The 24994-nt window shown below is 36.5% G+C and carries 26 protein-coding genes; all 26 read right to left on the minus strand.

Annotated features, from left to right (window positions below; all coding sequences use genetic code 11):
• Positions 1 to 2: 2 nt before the first annotated feature.
• Complete coding sequence (locus tag P2W72_RS03780) at positions 3 to 932, minus strand: phosphoglycerate dehydrogenase (RefSeq protein WP_276359561.1); 930 nt, start codon at positions 930 to 932, stop codon at positions 3 to 5.
• The gene (locus P2W72_RS03785) at positions 929 to 1513 is read right to left on the minus strand and encodes an acyltransferase (protein ID WP_276359562.1); all 585 of its coding nucleotides are present in this window, start codon (positions 1511 to 1513) and stop codon (positions 929 to 931) included. Before P2W72_RS03785 ends, P2W72_RS03780 begins: the two co-directional genes overlap by 4 nt.
• A 22-nt stretch (positions 1514 to 1535) precedes the next feature.
• Complete coding sequence (gene kdsB, locus P2W72_RS03790; RefSeq protein WP_276359563.1) at positions 1536 to 2309, minus strand: 3-deoxy-manno-octulosonate cytidylyltransferase; 774 nt, start codon at positions 2307 to 2309, stop codon at positions 1536 to 1538.
• Between the two features lie 8 nt (positions 2310 to 2317).
• Positions 2318 to 3055, minus strand: a complete 738-nt coding sequence (locus P2W72_RS03795; protein ID WP_276359564.1) for an aldolase/citrate lyase family protein — start codon at positions 3053 to 3055, stop codon at positions 2318 to 2320.
• Positions 3056 to 3081: 26 nt separating this feature from the next.
• Complete coding sequence (locus tag P2W72_RS03800) at positions 3082 to 4842, minus strand: LIC12162 family protein (RefSeq protein WP_276359565.1); 1761 nt, start codon at positions 4840 to 4842, stop codon at positions 3082 to 3084.
• Complete coding sequence (locus tag P2W72_RS03805; protein ID WP_276359566.1) at positions 4836 to 5657, minus strand: SDR family oxidoreductase; 822 nt, start codon at positions 5655 to 5657, stop codon at positions 4836 to 4838. The genes P2W72_RS03800 and P2W72_RS03805 overlap by 7 nt, the downstream gene beginning before the upstream one ends.
• 5 nt (positions 5658 to 5662) lie before the next feature.
• Positions 5663 to 6484, minus strand: coding sequence for an SDR family oxidoreductase (locus P2W72_RS03810; protein WP_276359567.1), 822 nt, complete (start codon positions 6482 to 6484; stop codon positions 5663 to 5665).
• On the minus strand, positions 6448 to 7128 hold the full coding sequence (locus P2W72_RS03815) for an acylneuraminate cytidylyltransferase family protein (protein WP_276359568.1): 681 nt from the start codon (positions 7126 to 7128) through the stop codon (positions 6448 to 6450). Before P2W72_RS03815 ends, P2W72_RS03810 begins: the two co-directional genes overlap by 37 nt.
• Positions 7125 to 7952 (minus strand): sugar phosphate isomerase/epimerase family protein, encoded by an 828-nt coding sequence (locus P2W72_RS03820; protein WP_276359569.1) that lies wholly within the window; start codon positions 7950 to 7952, stop codon positions 7125 to 7127. The genes P2W72_RS03815 and P2W72_RS03820 overlap by 4 nt, the downstream gene beginning before the upstream one ends.
• Positions 7953 to 7958: 6 nt before the next feature.
• Positions 7959 to 8534 carry an SIS domain-containing protein gene (locus tag P2W72_RS03825; protein ID WP_276359570.1) on the minus strand — a complete coding sequence of 192 codons (576 nt, stop codon included), beginning with the start codon at positions 8532 to 8534 and terminating at the stop codon, positions 7959 to 7961.
• Positions 8534 to 9523, minus strand: a complete 990-nt coding sequence (locus P2W72_RS03830; RefSeq protein ID WP_276359571.1) for an aminotransferase class IV — start codon at positions 9521 to 9523, stop codon at positions 8534 to 8536. The genes P2W72_RS03825 and P2W72_RS03830 overlap by 1 nt, the downstream gene beginning before the upstream one ends.
• A 58-nt stretch (positions 9524 to 9581) precedes the next feature.
• Positions 9582 to 11477 (minus strand): N-acetylneuraminate synthase family protein, encoded by a 1896-nt coding sequence (locus tag P2W72_RS03835; protein WP_276359572.1) that lies wholly within the window; start codon positions 11475 to 11477, stop codon positions 9582 to 9584.
• 4 nt (positions 11478 to 11481) lie between these two features.
• Positions 11482 to 12828, minus strand: coding sequence for a CBS domain-containing protein (locus P2W72_RS03840; protein ID WP_276359573.1), 1347 nt, complete (start codon positions 12826 to 12828; stop codon positions 11482 to 11484).
• Between the two features lie 26 nt (positions 12829 to 12854).
• Complete coding sequence (locus P2W72_RS03845) at positions 12855 to 13559, minus strand: sugar phosphate nucleotidyltransferase (protein ID WP_276359574.1); 705 nt, start codon at positions 13557 to 13559, stop codon at positions 12855 to 12857.
• 8 nt (positions 13560 to 13567) lie between these two features.
• The gene (locus tag P2W72_RS03850; RefSeq protein ID WP_276359575.1) at positions 13568 to 14422 is read right to left on the minus strand and encodes a class I SAM-dependent methyltransferase; all 855 of its coding nucleotides are present in this window, start codon (positions 14420 to 14422) and stop codon (positions 13568 to 13570) included.
• A 22-nt stretch (positions 14423 to 14444) separates the two neighbouring features.
• Complete coding sequence (locus P2W72_RS03855; RefSeq protein WP_276359577.1) at positions 14445 to 15029, minus strand: hypothetical protein; 585 nt, start codon at positions 15027 to 15029, stop codon at positions 14445 to 14447.
• Between the two features lie 230 nt (positions 15030 to 15259).
• Positions 15260 to 15892, minus strand: a complete 633-nt coding sequence (locus P2W72_RS03860; RefSeq protein WP_276359578.1) for a hypothetical protein — start codon at positions 15890 to 15892, stop codon at positions 15260 to 15262.
• Positions 15871 to 16458 (minus strand): YdcF family protein, encoded by a 588-nt coding sequence (locus P2W72_RS03865; RefSeq protein ID WP_276359579.1) that lies wholly within the window; start codon positions 16456 to 16458, stop codon positions 15871 to 15873. The genes P2W72_RS03860 and P2W72_RS03865 overlap by 22 nt, the downstream gene beginning before the upstream one ends.
• Positions 16459 to 17520, minus strand: coding sequence for an N-acetylneuraminate synthase family protein (locus P2W72_RS03870; RefSeq protein WP_276359580.1), 1062 nt, complete (start codon positions 17518 to 17520; stop codon positions 16459 to 16461).
• Positions 17521 to 17526: 6 nt separating this feature from the next.
• Positions 17527 to 18333 (minus strand): formyl transferase, encoded by an 807-nt coding sequence (locus P2W72_RS03875; RefSeq protein WP_276359581.1) that lies wholly within the window; start codon positions 18331 to 18333, stop codon positions 17527 to 17529.
• A complete protein-coding gene (locus P2W72_RS03880; RefSeq protein WP_276359582.1) occupies positions 18330 to 19718 on the minus strand; it encodes a DUF4910 domain-containing protein in 1389 nt (462 codons plus the stop codon). Before P2W72_RS03880 ends, P2W72_RS03875 begins: the two co-directional genes overlap by 4 nt.
• 385 nt (positions 19719 to 20103) lie before the next feature.
• On the minus strand, positions 20104 to 20373 hold the full coding sequence (locus P2W72_RS03885; RefSeq protein ID WP_276359583.1) for a hypothetical protein: 270 nt from the start codon (positions 20371 to 20373) through the stop codon (positions 20104 to 20106).
• Positions 20374 to 20378: 5 nt separating this feature from the next.
• On the minus strand, positions 20379 to 21554 hold the full coding sequence (locus P2W72_RS03890) for a DegT/DnrJ/EryC1/StrS family aminotransferase (RefSeq protein ID WP_276359584.1): 1176 nt from the start codon (positions 21552 to 21554) through the stop codon (positions 20379 to 20381).
• 18 nt (positions 21555 to 21572) lie between these two features.
• Positions 21573 to 22304, minus strand: coding sequence for a glycosyltransferase family protein (locus P2W72_RS03895; protein WP_276359586.1), 732 nt, complete (start codon positions 22302 to 22304; stop codon positions 21573 to 21575).
• 17 nt (positions 22305 to 22321) lie between these two features.
• Positions 22322 to 24085: an ABC transporter ATP-binding protein gene (locus tag P2W72_RS03900; protein WP_276359587.1), complete on the minus strand. Its 1764-nt coding sequence runs from the start codon at positions 24083 to 24085 to the stop codon at positions 22322 to 22324.
• A 308-nt stretch (positions 24086 to 24393) separates the two neighbouring features.
• Positions 24394 to 24981, minus strand: coding sequence for an HAD-IIIA family hydrolase (locus tag P2W72_RS03905; RefSeq protein ID WP_276359588.1), 588 nt, complete (start codon positions 24979 to 24981; stop codon positions 24394 to 24396).
• Positions 24982 to 24994 lie beyond the last annotated feature (13 nt).

Below are 24994 nucleotides of genomic sequence, written 5' to 3' on the forward strand. Positions count from 1 at the left end.
AATCATTTTCCAATATATTTTAAAAGATTTTCAACAGCCATTGTACCCTGCCTCTCTACGTTTTCATATGTTCTTGAACCGATATGAGGTGTAATAACAATATTTTTATATTGTAAGAAAGGATGATCTTTTACCATTGGCTCTTCTTCAAGCACATCAGTGAGATATGCTTTTATTATTTTAGAATCAATCCCTTTAAGGATAGCTTCCTGCTCAACCAGCCCGGCTCTTGCTGTGTTAATCACAATTACCCCAGGTTTCAAAATATTCAATATCGAAGAATTGATCATGTTAGTCGTTTCAGGAAATAATGACACATTCAGGCTGATTATATCGCTCTGGCTTAATAATTCATTCACATTTCCGCAATAATTGATAGTATGTTTTTTAGCAAAATCAGCGTCATGAAAAGTATCGTAAGCTATTACCTTCAACCCGAAAGCCGCGGCCCTAATGGCAACTTGCTTGCCTACGCTACCCAATCCGATAATACCGAGGGTTTTTCCATAGATATCATTGCCGATCAGGCGTTCCCATTGCTGGTTTTGTACATACTCATTTTCGGGAATAATATTTTTCACAAACGATAAAAGCAAAGCAAATACATGTTCGGCAACCGTTATTTGATTTACACCAGGGCAATTTTCAACGGGTATCTTAAAGAACCTTGCAGCTTCAAGGTCTACTTTATCAAGGCCTATACCATATTTTGATATAATTTTCAGTTTACCTTGAGCACCTTTTTCAATAACTCGTCTGGTAATCTCATCGTCCCCGCAAATAATTCCATCATACCTGTCTATAACATCAAGCAAAACTTCTTCTTTTAGAGGCCCTCGTAACTCATCTATTTGAAATCCCTGATTTTCTAATAAAACCTGATGGTTACCTGGCGTATCCTGAAATGAAGTGGAGGTAAGTAAAATTTTCATAGTCTTTTTTTTATAAATTTAGCAGGCACGCCCCCGTAAATGGAATATTCTTCTACATTTTTATTCACGAGCGATCCTGCTGCAATTATACTCCCCTTTCCAATCGTTACGTCAGGCAAGATCGTGACATTTGAGCCTATCCAGACATCATCGTGTATATTTATACATCCTGACTTGTGCCCTTGTGTCCTTATTGGTTGTGCCATATCCAAATAAACATGACTTGAAGTACGGATTACCACGTTTGAAGCTATCAGAACATCATTACCAATGATGACTTGTCCACCTTGTGACGAATTGACATTCACATTGTAATTTATACTCACGTTATTGCCAATTTCTATTGTTCCATTATCGAAAGCAAAAAAGAAATCATTTCCAAAACACGTAAAATTATCTCCGATCGAAATATTTTTCCCTGGCGTTATTTTCGTATTCGTGCCAATACTCAATTTATCTCCGCAAGTATTCAACTTCAGCTTATAATATATCCGTCTCATAAACATCCCTGTATAGCCAGGAAATCCATTGAGAAACCATTCTATAAAGCTTGAAAATTCAAATGCAAAAATTTTTAACATTAGGAGGCGGTAATCCTATCTTTTATAAAACAAGATATCCCTTCAAAAGAATATCTGTCCTTAATTTCTCAATTACATTTAACAAATCACTTTCTGTGTCTACCGAATATGATTCTCTATCTGTATACACCATTTTCACTTTCATTCCATTCTCCAGTATTCTCATCATATCAACAGACTCGATGATTTCCAAAGGCGTTTGTTCGAGTTGATTATACTCAAGAAGAAAATCCCTTTCAAAAGGAATGATACAAACCTGTTTATACATTGGGACATTAGATATTCCTTTCTTTCTGGATGGAATAGGTTCACGCGAAAAATAAAGTGCGTATCCAGCTTTATCGACAACTACTTTTACTTCATTTGGATCTTCGAATTCTTCAACGCTTAAAATATTAGAGTACAGATTCGAAATCTTGATTTCTTCTACATCCAATAAAGGTTGCACCGCAGCCTGGATCATTTCAGGCGTTATCATCGGCTCATCACCTTGCAGTAAAACCACAATATCTACTTTTTGACCACTGCTGCTCTCTATATTCAATAATGCTTCCGCTGTTCTATCAGATGCACGCTCATGTGTATCGGCCGTCATTACAGCCTTTCCACCTATGGATTCAATATAATTGAAGATCTCAAGATCGCAGGTTGCAACGTATACTTCGCTAAGAAGCTCACTCATTTTACTTCTTTTATAGCAATGCCCGATCATAGGCATCCCCAAAATATCCGCCATAGGCTTACCCGGAAACCGGGAAGATGCCATACGGGCGGGAATAATTCCTACAATATTCATAATTTATATCATTTATGTGTTTTTTTTAACTCTTTCAATTGCGTTCTAGCCATATGACCCAAAAAAAGAGTGTCAAGACTAAAGGCAATAAAATTATATCCTTGTTCAATTTTATTTAATACTAATTGAGCATCTGGCTGTATTACATGAAATCCAATTAGCTTATCATACTTCTTTGCTATCATTTCATAATCAGATAGCGCTTTCTTAACATCGTCATCATCATATTGACCTGGTTTTCCCATTGATCCTGATAGATCATAGGGACCAATAAATGTTCCGTCAACACCTTCAACTTGAATGATACTGTCAAGTTCTTTAATTGCATTAATGTGTTCGATCTGAACTATAAGTTTAATCTCTTTGGATCCGTTATCCCTATAATTTTCAAAACCAAAGCCATATGATTGAGCACGTGCTAAGCCTACTCCCCGTGTTCCTTCAGGAGGATATTTAACTGCCATGACAGCCTTTTTTGCTTCTTCTTTTGAATTCACCGAAGGGACTATAATTCCATCTGCGCCAGCATCTAATACCCTTTTTATTATTCTAGTATTATTTTCTCCTACTCGCACGAATGCTTTAATCCCCTTACTTTGGATGGCCATAATGAGTTGTTGAGCCTCATAATAATCCGTAACCGAATGTTCCATATCAACGCAAAGCCAATCAAAGCCAGCATCAGCCATTATCTCTGCAATAGATGGGTGATTTAAAGTTACCCACGAACCAATTGAATATCCCATAATTTTAAACTACTGAGTGTCTGTACTTAAGTTTTACTAATTATATTTTTTAGAGCTTTCTCTACGTCATTTAATAAATTTTCAGGAAGATGACAATATTGCTTTGTAAAGCTTATCAACACATCTTGCACCTCTTTGCTCATCCACCAATCTCTCACATTATCCCAAACTTTAGCAACATGTTTTGCCGCAGAAGCCGGCGATGGATGAAAAATGCCAACACGCTCGAGTTCTTCGAAATATGGAATTGCAGAATCTCGCAATTCCCAATGTTCAGTATTCCAATATATTACAGTTGGAATATTCATATTAAATGATTCAAGAAAAGTAGTAGCGTTATAGGTGGATATATACATTCGACTTTGAAGAATCAAATCACTCATTTTAGATTGTCCACCATCCAAATGAATTTGAGGGAGGCGATCACGCCAACGAGACACTTGTCCCCAACCATAATCATGAGGATATAATCTAACAGTTATGGCTTTCTGAATATGCAGAGGTAAATTTTCAATAAAAGTAAATTGATCATCTAAATAGTCAAGCCACTGTCTTGAGATAACTGCGCTATATAAAAAATAACTTTGGCGTGGAACAGCACAAGTGACCAAAATAGCCTTTTTCTGAATATAGTGATTAATATCTAATGGCTTCTTTGAAATTAATTGCCCAATCGGAATAATCTTTGATTCGTTAGACTTGGACCACCCCCAAGTCAAATAATGGTCGCTAATTTTTATCTCATGATCCTCAATAAACAAACGTTTGCCAATGCCATAATTTCCTCCGTGCTGCCCGATAACTAACGGAGAACGGCGTTCAACTTTTTCAGCTGCCCATGCCTTGAACACATCATCAGAGTTACAACAGTTACTTGTCCAGATCAATTTCGGCCGCTTTGGCCATGGCAAGGCCGTGCTGTATTTAATAAGCTCTGAATACCCCTCCAAGTAAACTTTTGGAATTTGTCTAGAGATTAGCGAACGAGCACAAACTTCAAATTGAGACTTACTTTCACCATCAAGATTCCATTGCCTCATCCTGTTATTCAAAGATGACTTCACCGGTGAAACAGATCTCCATCGTTGAGGTTTTTGTCCCAAGCGCCTATAGAGGTTACTTTCATCTTTTTCGGGTAAATATGTAGACAGAAGAAAAACGTCCTCATCCCTTGACGTGAAACTGATAATTTTAGTATAACACCCAGAAAGAAACCGCTTTACCCGACTTTTTCTGCTAATAGGCTGCGCTATTCCCTTAAAGGCTTGGTAGGGACAACTGATTGTTGAAATTGAAGGAAAATATAAAAGTATTTCTGAATAAAGAAAATGATTCCATTCATCTCCGGTAAACAACCTGATAAAATCAACAAAGTCATTTGGAACCAGATGTTCTTCGTTCATGATAAGCACAACTGTTTCGTTTATGTCAAATTGCCTAACTGCTTGTTCAATTGAATACCACCGGTCAAATAACATTTGAACAAAGTAGGCTAGCCATGGTCCAACCAATATACGCCAGTAACGTAAATCGTGACTAACTCCGTGAATTTGGTTGAGCTTTATTGAAAGATCAGCCAAGAGAACTTCATAGAAGTCCTGCAGGTATTGATAATCAGATTCAAGTTTAGCTCTGTCATCCCAATGATAAGGTAATACTTGAGCTTCCATCTGTGACCACTGTTCCTTCCTGGAATAAAGCTTACACCATTCACCCAAAAATAAAACCGGTTCGTTATCACGCCAGGTCTCTTCTAGGGCTGTGGTAATTAAAAAACGTTTTACCATGCGGTTCTGCCTCCGTCAGCAGCGATCACGGCCCCATTAATATAGCTTGATGCCTGACTAAGTAAAAATATCAATAATCCCTGATACTCATTTTTAAGTGCCATCCTGTTCATCGGTATCCTTTTTCTCACCTCACTCATAAAAAGCTCGTTCTGATTATTTTCAACGCCACCCGGGCAGATTGCGTTGCATCTGACATTACGCTCGGCCCAGTAAGTGGCCACATATCTCGTCATCCCTATCAGGCCCGTCTTTACAACAGAATATGTAATCGGTTTTACCGGCTGCTGCTCTTCCTTCAACCCTTCAACTCGATATAAACGCTGGTCGGGGGCAATTAAGCCGAGGTCAGAAGATATATTTACTATGCTGCCGCCAGCACTATTTCTGGATATTTCATAACCATAATATTTTAAACAAAGGAAAGATCCTTTCAATCCAACTTCAAGATCATCATCCCATATTTGACTCGAAAAGTACTCTAGTCTGGAAAAATTCTTTTCAGCTGAATCCTCGACTTTGGGATTGTTTGCTGCATTATTAACTAAACCATCTATTTTGCCAAATTCCTTTATTATTTCCCTGCAATTGTTCTTAATTGCCTCTTCCCTGGTAATATTTACGGAATATCCTTTACAGTTTACTCCAAAAGTATCCCGTAGGTATAGTGCTTGTTCATCTAAAACGGCCTGATTTAGATCTAATAAAACAGGGATTCCTCCGTATAGTGCAATAGCCTCGGCATGTTGACGTCCTAACAAACCTGAGGCGCCTGTAATTACAATTACCTTACCCTCTAAAGAAAACAAATCCATAGTAATTAAAAACTTATTGTTTGTCCACCATCTATAACAAAACAGCCACCGGTAATAAATGCAGCTCTGGATGAACTTAAAAATAAAACCAAATCACTTACTTCCTCGGGCAGCCCAAAACGTTTCAGAGGCACTTTTTCGTTAAGCATTAATGCAACTTTTTCAGGATTTTCCTGCATCTTATTCCCCCATGTGCCCTCTTCGACAAAAATATTGCCCGGCGCTACTACATTTACCCGAACATCCGGCGCCAGCCTATGGGATAACGTTTTTGAAAAAGATATGAGGGCTGCTTTCGCAATACTATATTCAGTAGGCGCACCAATGAATTCTAATCCTGCAATGGATGAAATAAATATCATGGTTCCTTTGGATTTGACTAATGATCCCGAAAACACCCTTGCCGCATTTAAGGAAGATGTGAAATTAGTATTCCAGCATAGCTCCCAATCCCGCTTTTCGTTAATGGGTAGTAAAGGACTTTTCCCGCTTCCCACATTTGATACTAAAATATCAATAGTATTATTGCTATTCGTAAGAATTTCAGAGTAACAAGCAGAAAGCGATTGTTCATCAGTTACATCGCATTGATAAAAAAAACCTTTGCCTGGATATTGTTTTGTTTGCTTACTGACTAAAGCTTTCCCAGGGCTTCTGGAAATTATATGGACGTTAGCACCTTCGTCAAGGAAGCCCTGAGCAATAGATAAACCTATACCCTTGGTACCCCCTGTAATCACCACGTTCTTATTATTTAATTCTAAATCCATCTCTTGAGTTTGGCGGAGTTTTAATGGATCAAAAACTCTTTCATTAATGCCGAACACATCTTTAAATCCTCCTGAGAGTCAATTTCAAACATTTTCCAAAACTCCATTTCAACGATTCCGATACTGCTTCCAAACCGATTATTATTCGCCCTTAGAACTTCCGGCCTAAACATATAGAATGAGCCATTTTCAATATATTGCTTTGGAATATCCTGTCTCCTTTTCCTGTTACGCCAATCATAGTTGACACTATCCAACTGACCAGCGGTGTTTTTTTGCCAGAAGAATAAATCTTCTGCTACACTGCAAGAAAAGAAAGAATCATATATTCCTTCCGATGCGTTTTTAATTCCTAAAGCAATGTCCTTAGCCTCCCTCAGGGGAGAAGTTACCTGAGGAGCAAGTACCCAGTCAATAATTTCAGTCTGTCCAATAAAGTCTATCGCGTGCAACCAGCCTTTTTCAGAGGTAGCAAAATCATCAGAAATATCGTCAGGGCGTTTAATTGATTTTGCGCCATATTGTTCTGAAACCTTCAATATTTCATCGGAATCGGAACTTACCCATACGGAATTTGCTCCTCCAGCGATACAATTCTCAATAGTCCAGGCAATAAGTGGTTTACCACAAAAATCAATTATGTTCTTTTTAGGTATTCCCTTTGAACCACCCCTTGCTAATATAATAGCTACTGTATTCATTTATTAAGATAATTATTTTTAAACCAATCTAATTGCTGCTTGAAAATTGAGCGGCCTTCATCGTCTCTATAGGCCTGCATGATAATGGGTCCTTGATAATCTATGGTTCCGAGCGCTTTAAAAAAAGCATTAAAGTCAGTATCACCCGTTCCAAGTACTACAGATCCTCCGCCCAGTTTCCTATCTTTAATATGTATATCTGAAATTCTGCTACCGTAGCACTCAAACTCCTCTATTGGATTATAACCCAGAGAAGCGCTATTCCCCGTATCATAATTAACAGTTACATATTCAGATGGAAGTTTATCGAGCAAAGTCGCAAAATAATATGGATTTAAATCTGTTTCAAGTGATAAGTTAATTCTTAAATTTTCTGCCTTCTCGATCAATGGATCTAAATTGATAATCAATCGGTCAACAGCAGCAGCATTTCCTAGCGATGACTGATCAACACAAGGGATAACTATGTCTCTAACTCCAAGTGAATAACAGTTATCGAGTAGGCTCGACAGAATTTTTTTGCTATTTGCGGAAATAAATTTATCCTCATTATGAATCGGCGCCTCCATAAAATAATCTGCACAAACCGACAATACCTTAATTCCTGTCTTTTGTGTGATCTTAAGTATTTCATCAACGCCTGATGAACTTAATAATGGGTTTTGATCCGCATCATTAAAATCGAGAATAAACTCAATACATGAAAGATTAAGATCCGCGGCTATTTTAAACTCATCCTGCCAATAACCTAAGGGATGTGCCTGATAACGGCCTAGATATTTTGGCAGCAGTCTGCCCTGCATAACTCCTAATTCAAAAGCCATTTAAGCTTAATTTTTAAAATATGCAGTCTCCACTAAAGCACAAAGTATATGCCCCAGAAGGATATGACCTTCCTGAATCCTTTCCGTGCGTAGAGACGGTATTTTTATAGACTCACACTGATCCAGCAGTTTGCCTCCGGTTTTCCCTGTAAGAGCTACAGTTTTAATATTTTTTCTTTTTGCTATAGAAATTGCCTTCAAAATATTGGGACTATTTCCACTGGTTGTAATGGGAATAAAAACATCCTTGTCAGTTCCTAATACATCAAGTTCCCGTGCGAATACCTCCTCATAACCATAATCATTTCCTATCGCGCTCATCGATGAACTATTTGTACCCAAAGCCAGCGATGCAAGGGGAGCTCTGTCAAACTGCAATCTTGAAACAAACTCCGCCGATAAATGTTGCGAATCGGCAAAGCTTCCGCCATTCCCAGCAAAGATTATCTTACCACCATTTCGTAAAGCATTAAGACAGGCGAGGGCAAGGTCTTCAAGTTGGCTATGAATTAACTTCTCATTTAAAATAGCCTGGTGAACTTCAACTGCCGCAAGTAAATCTAACTCTATTTGTTTCTTCATTATTTTGTATTGCTTTTGAATCGATAAGGCGTAGGAGCATCTGACCCACCCGAGCCATCTGTCGTATTCCATGTTTTTATTTGAGTTGCAATATCGACACCGGTATTAGAAGACCACTGATTTAATAAAGCATTAAATACTTTCCCCACTTGCCCGTCTCCGATAGCAAGTCCATTTAATTTAGTAACAGGAAGCATGCAAAATGGCGTGCCCGTCATAAAAGCCTCGTCGGCAGTATAAACATCGTACGGATCAATGTTTTTCTCGACAACTTCTAAGCCTAATTGAGGACAAAGCTCTTTCATAACATACTCTCTGGAAATACCTCTTAATATATTTCGTCCCTCAGGAGTAATTACTTTGTTATCCTTTATTATGAAGAAATTATCCCCAGTGCCTTCAGAAATGTAACCGGACGTATCCAACAAAAGGGCCCAATTGTCTTCACCAGCAACTTGTGAGGCTTCAATATTTGCCATCAGATAGAAAATCCTACTTCTGTTTTTTATTTTTGGATCGAGTAACTCAGCTGGTATGGCCCGTTGGGAAGTAATTACTGCATTTATTCCTTTATTAAATAAATGTCCCATTCCGGCAACTGTCCACCGCAGAGGAAAATCTGCAATCACTACATTGGGGCCTTTATGCAATCCTTCCACTCTTTGGTAGATACCCAGAGTACCTCGCGATACGTCGATCATTAAACGATGCTCATCATCTGATCCAAATAAATGGTCGTTTGCTTCAATGGTCTCATAACAATGCTTTTCCATTTGCTCCATAGTCATTTCTAAGGGTATACGCAGAATTTTTAACCCATAGTATAACCTTTCTAAATGCTCACGAAGCTTGAACTGTTTTTTGTTGAATGACCGTGTCATTTCAAAAACCATGTCCCCAAACATAAGAGCAGAATCATAAACTGAAATTTTTGCTTCTGCTTCTGGGATGAGTTTTCCGTTCATCCAAATTAGTCTTCCACTATCCATATATATTATTTAATTTTTAAAAAACCTATAAACCAGGTATCTGTTTTTAGTCCCAGGGTTAAAGCGTACCTTCAAGTAACTCCAATGCTTTCCAAAAACCTTCCCCACCATTTTTATGTCCTTGCCAAATTTCCGGAATAAATGTGGCTTTAGGACAACCTTTATTTAAAATAGCTCCAAGTCGTGGAAAATCTATTTCACCCTCACCAATTTGCAGTCCTTCGCCGTTCAAACCTTTGGCATCCCCTAAATGAAGATGCGCTGTAAAAGGTGCTATTTTTTCTACAAACTCGTAAAAATCTAATCCAAAATGATTGCAGGTAAGCATACTATGAGAGACGTCAAAGCACATCCTTAAATTATATTTCTTGCAATATTTAACAATTTCATCTGCATGAACAAAGATATTTTGATAGCGTTGTCCTCCGAAATGCCATGGGAAGGGAGCCATCGTTTGGGGGATAAGCTCAACACCATCCATGTCCAATTCTTCAAGACTCCTGAAAAATTGCTCGTAATAAGATTCAAGCAGTTCTTTAGGGAATGGTGCATCCATACTAAAGCCTCCTATGTTAGCAACGATTTGAGGTCTGGACTCGTTCGGAAAATACTTCTTTAATGAACGAGTAATATCAATTACTCGTTGAGTTTCATGTATTGATTCCTCCCTATACTTTTGATCCGGAGTGGCCAGGTCCATTAGACGTGAGCCTTTAAATAATTCAGGAGCATGAACTACAAACCCGCAGCTATATGGACCATCAAGATACTCAGCCGGATCTAATTCCATATCTGAATATGATAGATGGAATTCGTAAAGATCCGGTTGTATTAATTTTTCATAGGTTCTAAAATCGTGGTATCGTACTGGGATCCCCCAGGGGTGCTTAAATTTATATTGTCTTGGTTTGAACCTATTATCCTCGATATCACTTGAGAAGAAATAATCCTCCATTTGAATATCCCTTTTTAATTCAATACCGACCAGTTTCGAATAGTTATTAGGTGAAAGACCTTGTCCGGGACTCAATACTTTAATATGTTCTGCGCGTAAAACTGTTCCTTTCTTTAGATCCGAAGCAGCAACAAGACTTTTCCCCAGATTCTCACGATTAATCATTTCCCCCTGACTCAGATTTCTCACTTCTCCACTTCCCAATGCTTGTTCGATATCCCTGATACCTTTTATTAACTCTTTGAACTCGTTAAACTCCAAACTAGCGGCATGATCCGGGCCTTCCATCATTCTGTCCAAGGTAAAATGTCTTTCAATCACTTTTGCTCCTAAAGCGACTGCTGCCATAGATACCGAAATTCCACGTTCATGACCTGAATATCCTACTAAAGGATGGATAGCCTGAATGCTATTCATCCATTTCAAATTTATATCATGCAATGGAGCAGGATAAGTGCTGTTGCAATGTAAAAGAACAAACTGAACGGCTCGTTCATTTAAGAAATTTACTACAAACCGAACTTCATCTGTGGTACTCATCCCTGTAGAAAGAATCAGTGGCTTCTCCGTTTGTGAAAGTTTATCCAACAAAGGTAAATTTGTCAAATCAGCTGAGGCTACTTTATAGGCTTTAACATCGAAGGACTCTAGTGTATCAACACTTTTAACATCCCAGGGAGTACACAGATACAAAATACCTTTACTACTACAATATTTCGAAAGTTCTCTATGTTGCTCAACCGTCAATTCAAATCTGTTTAGCAAGTCAATAATGTATTCGGTACCTAGATCTTCTCCGGTTTTTTCGAGACTGCTTTTTCTATATACTTGATCCAAATGGCGCATTTGAAATTTAGCACAGTCTGCGCCGATTTCAAATGCCTTATCGATCATTGTTTTCGCCCGTTCAAAGTCGCCATTATGATTATTGCCTATTTCGGCAATAATAAAAGAGCGTTTGCCTCCAACTTCGAATTTTCCTATATTAAGTTTCATCATTATTCTAGTATGTATCTTTTTTTTCTCTTACGGTCCAAGACTCTAGTCCGGATTCCTCGAACCTAAACGGAGTATATATTAAACCACTTTCTTTTATCCAGCTCAGCAATTTATGTTTTGAAAAGGCTGGCACATAGAATAGAAAATAGCCTCCCCCGCCAGCACCCAATAATTTCCCTCCTATTGCACCATTCATCAATGCACCATGGTAAATATCATCGAGCATAGGATTACTGATTTTAGAACTAAAGCTTCTTTTCAGCTCCCAAGCCTTATTAAGACAAATTCCAAACTCATACAAGTTACCGCGCAAGATAAGATTACGCATCTCATACGTAAGATTAACATTTGCCTGAATTCTTTCTTTTACGTCAATGCTCTTTGTCTGTTCTTTTTGATCCTCATGAATATTTCCGGAATCATGATTGGTACTAGTATAGCACAATATTAAACTTTCTTCTAATTCCAGCAGAATATCATTTGGAATTCGAATAGGGTGAATAATATTCTGATTACGCGAGAATTCCATGAAATTTAATCCCCCAAATACCGTTGCATACTGATCCTGCCAGCCACCGGCAACACCCATATGTAACCGCTCAGCTTGAAAAGCAATTTCAGATAATTCATGCTTATCCCACTTGTCATTTCTCAATTCATTAAAGCACCCCAAAATGGCAGCAGAAACAACTGCCGAGCCTCCAAGGCCTGATGACATTGGAAAATCAGAATGAAGAAATAATTCGAAGCCAAAAGAAGGTTTTATAGCTTTTAAAATATTTTTAATTAAGTTGAATCTTCCCTCATGATTAAGTAATTCGGCCAAGTCGATAAATTCGGCAGATTCATTTATATCGAGTGAGGTTATTAATATCTTCTCATCATCCCGAATCCTTAATGTGGCATGGGAATACAAAGAAATAGTAGCATTAATTACTGCGCCTCCGTTTTCGGTAAAGTAAGTTGAAATATCCGACCCTCCACCACCGAAGCTTATTCTCACAGGTGCTTTTGCACGTGAAAAAGTTCGAACCTCAACTCTTTCTGGAATATGGTCTGGTGTAAAAATAGAGATTAACTTTTTGTGATCATCAAGAACGGGGATAGCTCTTATTTTGTGATCAAGCTGTTTGAGTATAACTTCGCGTGGTGTATCAATTTCGGCCCAAATAAAATTTGTGTTTGTACAGGTGAGTATTGCATCGTCAAGTCTGACCTCTTCAAGTAACCTTCTCCGGATATCCCCATCGGTTGCTATGCCAATAATCTTTTCAGATTCATCTCTGACCAATACAAATCCACGACGATTATCATCAATTTGTGCTAGTGCTTCCCGGATAGAAGCAGACATAGAAATAAGAAAAGATGTTAATATCATTATAAGTTGTTGTTTTTAGCTAATGTGCAAAATAGTTGATAGTCGGCTGGAACACCTATATCTATAAAATCAGTTTTGAGTTTTACAGCTTTCAGAGTACCTTCTATAGCCAAAGCTGGAAAGATTGTTTTTTCCAGCGAGAACGGTTTCCCATCCCAATTCTTAAAAGTATTTGAATCTAAATAGCATAGTCCGGCGTTGATCCATCCAGGGCTAGAATCTTCCGATTTTTCATTAAATAGTGTGATATATTCATCTGTAATTCGAACGCTTCCGTATCTGCCAGAATTATCCACATTTATAATAGCCATACAATCCGGCCCACATTCGATAATTTCTGCCGCCCCTAATCCCAGCCAGGTATCTGCATTAGTAACTAAAAAGCTTTCATCAAACTTTAACTGCTGAACAGCGTAAGCCAATGCCCCTCCCGTACCCATAGGTTCTGGTTCGATTAGGTACTTTACTGTACAAAATCTAAGAAGACCATTTTGTTCATTCTCCAGGAACTCTATTATCATATCGGCCTTACTATGTAATAAAAATACAAACGAAGTAAGCCCCTGCGATATCCAATTCTTTACTTGATAATAAAGAAACGGGTGACCATTTACAGGTGCGAGGGGTTTTGGTACATCGGAGACAACCGACTGCAATCTGGTGCCAAAGCCACCCGCCAAAACAAACAAATGCGGTACATTCATTAGATAAGTTATATGCTAAAGCTCGCAATTAAGGTGTCTGTCAAACCCAACGATGCTAATCTTGCCTCATATGCTTTTGACAAATCGTCACTGTCTAACACGCTCCATTTTTGATGTCCACCAGGAGCCCCTTTTGATAACCAATGCAAATGATTAGAGAGGGGATATCGTTGAACATGGTCTACAAAATCTAATTTCAAACCAGCTTTCTTTGCTAATAACTTAAGATTTGCAGCATTAAATAAAAATAAATGACAGCTCCAGTAAGTGAATTCAGAAAAAGACTTACTATTATAGAGAGTTAATAAAACATCGTTTGCTGAAGGAATCTCAATTATAATTTTACCATGCGGGTTCAATTTTGAAGACAATTCCTTCAAAATTGTTGCAGGTTGTTCTAAATGCTCTACAACATGAAAAGCAGTTATTAAATCAAATTTTTGGTTTTCAGGTAGGTCATTAATGTTCTGAACTACGTTGAGATTATTATCGCTGTAGTGATCTGCAAGCCTCGATTCTAATTCAACTCCGGCAACCTGTTTAGTTTTTGATCTGGCCTTCAAAATAAATCCGCCAGGCCCGCAGCCAAAATCAAGAACACAGGTGTTTGTAATAATATCACTTAAATACTCTACTCGTCTTAAATCATCTCTTTCTAGCTGGCGAAGCCACTCATCAATATCCAAAGGGTTATCTCCATGCATTCCGGATAATTCATAAAAGTTTTGCGGTATAGCTGTTTCTGAAAGAGTGACCAATCCACAATTTACACATTCGAAAATATCTAAATTCGGATTATCTCGAACTTTCCCAGGACGTTGGATATGTTCTGTACCGTCGCATAGGTAACATTTTTTATTCATAATCTTGAGCGGTTAAGCTGGTTTAAAAAATTTTATAGTTATGCCAAGTAGAAAGTGATTTCAGATAACGCATATTTATTATGTCAATATTTTCTTTAAAGGAAGTCTCTTGCCCGGTCAGATCCTTATAGGATATATAATTGAGCTTATCACTACCCCCTTCTACTGTAACTGTAGTCAGATCAATAAACTCCTTAGCAATATCGAAGAACTCTTTCTCATAATTGCTTAAGTCTTTAATCAGCCCTTCGCCTTTTTCATACCAGTGCAATATGCGGCTTGGCGTATGAGTATAATCATAACCAACTAGAAAAGCATGATCAAATCCGAAATGGATTGCCATTAAGATTGAAGCTCTTAATGATCCATGGAATGGGTTTAACCCTTTTGAAAGAAAATATTGTACCAAATTACTTCCAGGAATGTCCTTAAATAAATAAGTTACGTTTTTATCCCAAACCACGGGGTAATTAGATAAATTAATAAAAAATTCTGTATCTCTGTTATTCTTGATAACTTCTCTGTAGCGCTCCTGTACATGATTTCTAATCTTTTTTATAGGGGGATGATATGTCTGCACCAAAGGATAAAACCAAAATGTTTCCATTAGCAAACAATACCTGGCATTAAGCACGTGGAAATCGTTATGGAAAGGGATATATCCAACCGGAATCGAAATTTTGTCATTAAAAGCTCTAAGATCGAACCACTTTACTGACGCTCCGTCGCCCATTAAATAACAGGATTCACCCTTATGTATATTCCTATATGTATTAACTTTTCGTAATACAGGAAATGCCACACTAGAAATCACCTTATTTAGACTATCCCTCATTCTCAAATATCGACGTCAACACACCCATAAAAATCTCTTAATCTTAGATGCCTATGTACACTAAATCCATTTTTGTTAATTCCATCTATGTCCTTGTATTTACCTACATATATTCTGTCTCCATTGTGATCAAGATCCTCACACCAAACAAAATCATATTCCCACAATCTTTTACCAGCAATAAACCAGTATAGAAAAAAAGTAACTGTACATAAAATAGCTGAAGGGAACTTATACTGTTTCAATAGTATGTCGGGATTAATTGATCTTGACTCCGTAAAAATAGTCTTTCTTATTAAATACCATTTATTTTCAAGTGTTTTATGAATGAACTTTTCGTTGAGGTACCAATCCTGATTGTAAAAACATGGCTCAGATTTATCTGGATCCAGACCAAAACGTGTCCGCAATGAATTTAATGATAGAGGCTTTCCATTTGTCATTTGAGTGGAGCCCAGCATTAAAATATAATCGTCCGACTTTAATTTCAAATCATCAATTGAATATGGAATATCCGGAATGAATTCGGGAGCTTTGATGCCGGTTTCTTCAGAACAACTTTTAAGCTGTTCAACTCCAATAAAGTTTTTACTAAAAAGCATTTCTGCTTCTTTTATACTTGTTTTTCTTTCCATTTTTGGTATTCAATAACCTCTTCAAATGTCGCTAGATGCCCAAGATCTGAATATCTTTCTATTCTATCGAATTCCTTTTCCAAACGGTCAAATCTGAGACCCCAACCGGTTTCAGAAAACCAACCTAAGTTTCTAACCGGTGCATTGTATAACACTATATTTGTTCCTGAGTCAATTACTTCTCTTAAAAAGGTTAAATAGGCTCTATATTGATGCTCATGGGTAGCAACTAATATTAACTTAGTCCAACGATTTTGAATTGCTAGTTTTATAACCTCTATTGCCTGCTCCTTAGTATTAAGGGATTTATCCTCATGTATTATTGCTTCGTGAGGTACCCCAGTATTAAGTATATGAGGTTGAACATCCGAAAAAGGAAAACTTCCATATTCATAATCGGTTATGCCACCGCTAAAAATGATCTTATCAGCAAACTTTTCATTAAATAACATGACCGCTTTTTGATAACGATTAAGTCCATCTCCCTCAAGCAAAACGATTGCATCCGATTTTTGTATACAATCATTATCAACCAATGCAATAAATTTTTCTCTATTAGTCAGCATCTATACATCTGTCCACTGTAAAGGAGTATCTGCTTCAATATCTTTAGATGCTATGCGGCCAATAATTACCTTCTTATATTTAGGTAAAATTCCCAAAGCTGGCCTCAATTCGACTAAATCGTCCTTTTCTATAACTTTTCCTTTGGGAATAAACCGAGTAGAATATAAACATCGGCGTTGAACAATTACAGTTTCGGCCTCTTCTTCTACAACCACTTTACGGCTCGAGCCCATAGCTGACTCCAGTTCCCTAATATAATCTACCATCCTTTTAAACTCATTTACATCCATTGAATGCGGGTGATCGGGTCCATCATCATTTTTGTCAAGAGTAAAATGTTTCTCAATTACAATTCCTCCCAAAGCTATAGAACCCAAAGCTACAACAGACCCTGGTGAGTGATCCGAGTATCCTGTTAGAATATTAAAAGCGGTTTGATAAGTTTTTAAAACATTAATATTGGCACTTTCAATCTTTGATGGGTAATTTGTGATGCACTGCAGTAGAACCAGTTGATTATTACCAGTGGCTTCGATAGTACGGATTGCTTCATCAATTTCTGACATAGTTGCATCGCCAGTAGCTAAAATCATTGGCTTTCCTTTCTTTGCAATATATTCAAGCATTTCAAGCCATGTAATATCTCCTGATCCTATTTTAATATAAGGGACATCCAGCTCCATACAAAGATCTACAGCATCAAAATCATATGGGGAGGTCGAAAAATCGATATCTATTTTTTTGCAATAATCCGATATCTCATTATGCCATTCACGTGGAAATTCGGCTTCGCGAAACACCTCATGAACAGGTCTTCCCCAAGAACCATGAACACCTTTCAATCTCATGCTAGCGAACCCTTTCTCGGATACAATTTTCTCTGCAATAAAACTTTGGAACTTGGCACAATCTGCTCCACAAGCTTTCGCAGCATCAATTAATCGTTTAGCTTTTTCGATATCATGATCGAAATTTGCCCCTATTTCAGCAATAATATAGGTGGGGTACCCATAACCGATTTTTCTTTTACCTATTTCAATAACTTTGGGAAATTCATTCATATAATTTTATTTAAATTGATCAATGGTTTTAGGGGTTTTACTTCTCAATTTATTATTTAAAAAATGATCTACAATATCATCATTAAAGGTGTTATAAATTAATCGTAATTGCGCTGGGTGAAAATCAGAGTCTAAGAAATTTTTTCCGCTATGTTTTTGAGGATAGCTTGTCCAGGAACCTCGCTCAATATAATGTTTAATTAATTCAGTAATTGCTGTGGCGGATTCAGCAATTACTTTGCACGCCACATCATGTATTTTGTCCCCATAAGCTAGTTTAGGAAGAACCTGGTGAATAATATCCCCTGCATCTGGTTGATCCTGTAAATAATGAAATGTCGCTCCTGCGTAATTGGGTTCTAAAAAATAAAACGGCCAAAAAAGAGTTGCCGAACCTCTATATCGTGGAGATAAACCTGAATGTGTATTTATTGTTTCCGAAGGAAGTACGCCTAAAAGAGGATCTTTAATAAGCCCCGGCCCGAAGACAAATGCCAAATCAGGATTAAACCCGGAAACGAAATCAACGCATTCCGGTGTATTCAACTTATCAAAATCAACCGGTAATATTTTACATTTTAGTTCATCAATTTCTCTAAAATGTTTTTCCTCGGCCTTACGTCTATTCGCAAAATGCATTTCAAAATTATGCCTATCAATCTCCTCTAATCCATCTGGGACACTTGGCATATCTATTCCGCGTTCGACAAGAATAACCCCAGCCAGTGGATAAGCCTTTTGTATTATTGATGCAAAATATAAATGCCTCCTCTGATTTCCTATAATCAGTAAAATTTTCGGTGTTTCGTTCATACTAATTCCATTAATTGCAACTGAACAAGCTTTTGTGCTGCTTTATAAAGTTCTGAAATATTTTTATTTGTTTTCCCTGCTATATCACTTAGTGTGTGCTCGCCATCTGCCCAAAACAGAAACCATAGCATTATATCGATTTCCTTTCCTGTAATATTTAGTTGGCCTGTTACAGTATATGTAGAATCTAGATGCTTTGTATTGTATTCGGTAGAATTATTGATTGTAATACCATAAGATGAATACAAATTTCTTTTAGTGAAAAATGGCTCACCAGCAGGATTCAAAGATTTAAACTTATAATGGGAAAGTTCTAGGTTTTGTATGGCGGTTAGGTAAACTTCCAAAGACTGTATCAGATAATCTGATTTAACGAAGTTGAGGTTATCAAGAGAAGTATGGTATTGACTGTACTCATAATACTTATCTTTAGATATTGTAGCGCATGGTATTCTAAAATAAGGCGATGAATATTGTCTCTCGTCACTCCCGTTGACATCAAAAGGATATTCAACGTAGTCTTGTTTTAGCTCATGAAATGCAGCCTTAATTGCTAAATCAATTATATCATCTCCTTTAAAACTTTTCTTATACCCTAGTTTACCCGGACCACCACAAGTAGTTAATACAAAGCCTCTTTTTACATTTTCTTTAATAGCATATTTGTTTAAATGTAAATAGGCAATTGCACCAACTGTTTCTGGAACGAGTACAAATCGATAAGAGTAATAAAGATTTTCTTTCGATAAAATTTTCAAAAGTAACATCCACATAATTACTCCTGATAAGCTATCATTTGCCATTGAAGGATGGCACGTATACGCTGATATTATTATTTCTTCCTTAGACTTCCCTTCTAGCAATTTCTCGCCTATTAACAGGTTACCGTCAATAAAATAAGAATCAATTTTAACTCTATATACTTTATCAGTCTGAAATTTTTTGAATTGTTGATAAGAAACACAGAAACCCCACTCTTTTTTGTAATAAGAAGTTTTGTATGGAATGGCTTCGGGCAGCTCTGGGACATAATGTAAGTGCTCCTTTAACTCTTCAAAAGAAACTGTTCTATCAATGGCCTCACTATAATTTAAAACATGCAAATTGTTATTCTTAAAATCAATGATCCGCTCTCCATCGACTTCTATATATGCTTCTGAAACTTCCCATTGTTGGGGAACTTTCCAATCAAAACAATCGTATCCTGAACTGATTTCTAGAATATCAAAATCCACAATCTCCTTAAGAATATCAAGAGAATCTTTAACCCCGCTATTAAGAATACTGCGATTAATTGGGAACAGCTTTCTTAAATAGGTATCTGCTAATTCATTGAAATAGGTAAAGTCATCCAACTCATTATGCGTATATATAGTATTATTCATTACTTAGTACACTTTCTTAATTTAATTCATTGTAACAGTCTAATATTATACTTGCCTAGTATATACATATTATATTTCCTTTCTTCGAATTGGTTCTTAATACCCTTACATTCTGAGTATTTTATTAATAGAAACTTTGCAATCTTAACCAGAAACTGACCTAAACTACCTTGTTTATTAAAATAGTATACCAACTCATCAATAAGGAGCCACTAACTTGCAATCTTCGACCATCAATTGTTTTTTCCGTATAGGTAGACATTGATCGGTCTTCAGGCTTATCAATATCGAAACCTAAATCAAAGGGCTGAATTTCCTCAATTGAGTACCCTCTTCCCACTAAGCTATCCTGAAATTTATCCACCGAATAAATGTATAGTAACTTTCACGATTCGGAGTTCTCTTTCTTATACTTATTCGATGTGGAAATGTAGTCAGTATTGATATCCAATCCAAGAAATTTAATCTCGGGATACTTTTGTGCAAATAAATTAGTTACTGCTCCGCATCCAAAATTAACAATCGAATTAGTATCATTGGCTAATTTCATCATCAAATAATCGTAATAATTCTTGGTATATTGTTTGGGATTTTCAGATTGATTAGTATGATACTGTACTTCCTTGACATCGGAATTAAGCCATTCATAACTCATAAAATCTATTTAAATTGATTAATTGTTTGGTGAAGGATATCAGCTTGCTTTTTTGCATCGTCCAAATCCCAATAATTAGTTTTCAACTGTATCATTCTTGGTTGCAGAAATTCCGAAACCGGACATAATCCTTTCTCATATTTTTGCCAAACACCCTTCATATTTTGTATGTTTTCTAGGAATAATGGTTCAAAATAAGATAACTTCCAAGCTGCATAATATCCATCTCCCCCATTCGCTTTATGCAACTTACGAAAACTATACCAATCAATTTCTGGGTTATCAGTATTTAATATCATACTGAAACTCCAATACGAATTAATACAATAATCTGGTGTATGTTGTAACGTCACTAAGTGACTGCCCTTAATTGCTTCTTTGTAAATTTCAGCAGTTTTCATACGCACTTCGACTAATTCATTAGCCCGCTCTAACTGTCCTAAAACTACAGCTGCACATAATTCACTCATTCTATAATTAAATCCAACTGAAATATGGCGGCTATAATTAGGATCCTGAATATCTTCCCTGGTGATTTTTCCTTGCTTAGCACTTACTCCTGCATATCCTAAACTACTAAACCGTCTCGCATTATTAGCTAAATTCTCATCGTTACACAATAACATACCACCCTCACCCGCAGTAAGATGTTTACTTGCCTGAAAGCTAAAACTTGCAAAATCCCCAAAAACACCGACATATTTATCTCTGTAAGTACTCAGAAAGCATTCTGCATTGTCTTCTATAAGTGCAATATCGTTATTTTTGCATATTTCCAAAATCTCATCATACTCTGGTGATAATCCATAGAGGGCAACAGTAATAATTGCTTTTGTTTTTTCCGTTATTTTTTCAATTATTGATTTAGGATCAATATTGAATGTATTTATATCCACATCTGCAAAAACAGGGATGGAATTATTTTGCAACACAGCCAGTGCCGTGCTGCTCATAGTCAGAGGAGGGACAATAACTTCATCACCAGCCTTTACATCTAATGCTGCTAAAGCCGTATGTAATGTTGCAGTACCGTTTATATGCCCTATAGCAAACTTGGAACCAAATAACTGTGAGAAAGCTGTCTCTAGCTTATTATTATAAATACTGTTTTTTGAAGTCTGAAATGCATTTTTTAGCACCTCATTTACATATTCTTGTTCTAATTTTGAAATTCTCTCCATTCCTATTTATATTGCTATTTAACTATACATATCGCTTCGTTTTACGGATTTATTTATCTCTGAAATCTCAGGATATTTTTCGAGTAGTTCTAATATATCTTTCATCTTAAATATTAAACCATCCTTGTACAAATGATTGTAGATAATTTTTACCATCTCATAATCCTTTTCCGTATCTAACGTCCATCTGAGATGAGAGATATCTTTAATGTTTGAATAATTTTCCTGCTTAAACTTAGTGGGATTTCTATAAAAATATTGAGTTACATGCTCACGGTCAAATGAATCATTAGCATTCAAATGAGCCTCTTCTAAAGCAGCGAAAGTAAAAACCTCGGTATCTAACCCTTCGGGAAAGCTAGCCGGATAGTTATTAGATGAAAAGTCCAAATTCTTCTCCTTCAATAATTTGATTACATCATCAATAATTTCGGGGTCTTTAAAGGGATCGTCAGCTGTTATTCTGACTATGATATCTGCATTATATAATTTAGCCGCTTCATAAAATCTAGATAGTACATCATCTTCACTCCCTCTGAATAAAGAAATATTTTCCTCAATTGACCATTTTTGAAGACTGTCATCTCTTTGTTCCGTAGTGGTAGCTAGGACGATTTCATTAATTTCATTACTATATTTCAGACGATTAACAACATGCCATATCAAGGGCCTTTCGGAAAGTTGCACAAAAGTTTTGTTAAAAAATCTGGTAGATCCCGTTCTTGCCTGTATTATAGCAACTATTTTCATTATTGAACTTTAATATGTTAAACGTTAATAGTTTGCTTATTCTTCAAAACTGTCTTTGGGGTCCCCTCTTCAATAATTTTACCCTTTTCCAAACGGTATAACCAATCACATTTCTCAACAGTTGAAAGACGGTGGGCCACTATTATTATAGTCTTATTGCCATGTAAGGTATTTACGGAATCCATAACCCCTTTTTCTGTTTCTGTATCAAGTGCACTTGTTGCTTCGTCCAAAATTAATATCTGAGGATCATGATAGAGTGCTCTGGCAATTCCAATTCGTTGACGCTGCCCACCTGATAGCCTTACACCGCGCTCCCCTACAAAAGTTTCTACTCCTTGAGGAAGTCCTCTCACAAATTCATCTAATTGAGCGGCTTGGATAGCTCTCTGAACTGCCCTATCATTGATATCATTATTTGATATTCCAAATGCAATATTCCGCCTTAAAGTATCGTCTGTTAAATAAATAGATTGAGGGACATATCCAATTCCATCCTGCCATCCTCTTAGGTTATTCTGAATATTATTGCCGTCAACATTAATTTCTCCCTCATTAGGAGCTAATAAACCTAGAATTATATCCACTAATGTGCTTTTCCCAGAACCACTAGGGCCTATTAACCCTATAGAAGCACCCTTCTTTATGATAATAGAGACTCCGTCAATAGCATATGAATCTACATTAAGATACTTAAAACGAAGATCTTTAATCAAAATGTTATTTTGAAAGTTCAATTTAGTGGTTATTGATTGATTTTCTTCATATTCTCTAATCAATTTAAATTCATCATATAGAACATTAACCACCGGCTGAGCATATCGGATTTGCTGAGAAGAATCCATAATTCTGTTCACTGATGGAATCATCCGAAAAGCTGCTGCAACAAAAACACCAAGGGTGGGCATCAATAAATTTAAAGGCTTATGCTGAACAATCATCAAAATTATTAGTCCAACCAGACCGATGACAGCCAAAAGTTCAAGATAATAGCGGGGTATGAGACTTATTGTGTTAAATCTAACCTGAATTTTAGCAATTTCTTGATTGTGTTTAGTAAATTCATCAAGGAAATAATTCTCCCTACCTAATACTTTTACATCTTTTACTCCTCCTAACCCTTGTAAAAGATGTTGATTTATAAGTCCTACATGTAGTTGACGCCCTTCTCCCCATTTTAGAAGTTTATTCTTAATTAACCTATGAAAACCTATAGCGGCAATACCAAGAAAAACTGTAACAACGAGAGCCCCAATTGGCTCAACTGCAATTAGCACTAAAGCCACACTCAATATGGCAGAAAATTCTATTGACAACACCATGAAGTGTTGTGATACACTTGTAAATTGAGCCGCTTCTGTTTGTATATTTCTAAGCAACAGAGCGGAATTCCTTTGCAGATGAAAATGATAAGGCTGACGCAAATATCCTAGAAATAAACTCTGACCCAAACTCGTTGATAATCCAGTTGAGAACTTACTCTGTCTCCAAGTCAGAAATACTAAAAATATTGCCTTAAGCAAATAAACTATTATCAATATCGAGAGACCCAAAAAAACTAACTGATTCTGACTTGGATTACCCAAAAAATCTAAATACGGTTGAATAGCAGGATATTCCTTTCCTATATCAGTCTCCAGCATAAGACTTAAGGCTGGAATTAGAATTCCAAGGCCAGCCATTTCAAAAAACATCCCAACTATTAATAAAAGGGCTAAAATGAAAAGCTGACGTTTCTGTGCTGGAGATAAAAGGTACCGCAATTTTTGAAAAATAGTCATACTATTGAGATCTTAGTCTTAACTGTGATAATATTTATCTTATGAAGATCTAACATATAAATTATTCTTTTCAAGGATGAATTTTAATAAGGGCGGTGTTGTACTTCGCTTCAAAATAAGTTACAATCAGTATTTGATTATTCCAGGTTTGTTTGCTCAAATTTCCAATAGATAACCTGCACAATGTATTCTAACCATAACACCCATAATTAATAAAGAAATAATAAAGTTAAAAAAGCTGATAACAAAAATAACATCTCTATTAAGAGATCAGAGTATACAAAAGGGATTGAATTTTATATAAATGCCTAAATATGATTAAACTCATTTTGTAACCTAGATTCCTTTGAGATCAAGTTTTTAACGACGTCAGAAAAACTATTGACAACCTTGAACCTACTTGTTAACCCCAATTCGAATAATTCAAGATGTAAATCAACTAATCCTGTATTCACCCCAATCACATATGCGCCAATATTCAAAGCTGTTTCCAGATCAGAATATCGATCCCCTACATAACATATTTCTGAGGTTTTTAGATCAAAATCTGTTAAAATTTCATTAGCAAATCTAGGGGAAGGCTTCCGATATAATATTTCCTCATCAGGCTTTTCCGTAGCTATACAGACTCTTGAAAATACATTGGATCCTAAACCTATTAATTCTTCCATTCGTTGATTACACGCATAGACTTGTTCCAAATTAAAAAAACCACGACCTACACCTGATTGATTTGAATGTAGAAAAAGTTTAAAACCCGATTGCTTAAGTACCTTAATACCATTTTTAACCCCATTAAGCAACCTCACTTTTTCTGGATCGCATAGATAATGAACATGTTCAATTAATGTCCCATCTCGATCAAAAACTACTGCTTTGATATTATTAATACACATGGTAAAAGAGAAT

This window comes from Daejeonella sp. H1SJ63, assembly GCF_029360775.1.
In the GTDB taxonomy this organism is placed as follows: domain Bacteria; phylum Bacteroidota; class Bacteroidia; order Sphingobacteriales; family Sphingobacteriaceae; genus Daejeonella.